This window comes from Streptomyces sp. NRRL S-646, from assembly GCF_000720765.1.
In the GTDB taxonomy this organism is placed as follows: domain Bacteria; phylum Actinomycetota; class Actinomycetes; order Streptomycetales; family Streptomycetaceae; genus Streptomyces.
In genome coordinates, this window is record NZ_JODC01000113.1 from 1 (window position 1) to 294 (window position 294).

The window sequence follows — 294 nt, forward strand, 5'->3', positions numbered from 1 at the left end:
GTCCAGGTGAGCGCACACCGCGTCGAAGGCATCCGCGAAGACCGGATACTCCTCATACAACTCCCGGCCCATACCCAGGCGTTGCGAGCCCTGACCGGCGAACAGGAAGGCAGTACGGCCCCCTTCACCCACCGCACCGGTCACCGCGCCGGCAGCGGACTCACCCGCCGCCACCGCCTCAAGCCCCCGCAGCAGCTCCGCACGATCGGCGCCCCACACCACCGCCCGGTGCTCGAACACCGACCGGGAACGCACCAGCGACGCACCGATCTCCACAGCGCCCAGCGCCTCGGA

1 protein-coding gene is annotated in these 294 nt (G+C 70.7%); it reads right to left on the reverse strand.

All coding sequences use genetic code 11. The features are described from left to right. A partial coding sequence (locus tag IH68_RS51420; protein WP_159403914.1) for a hypothetical protein occupies nt 1–294 on the reverse strand: 294 nt, incomplete at both ends.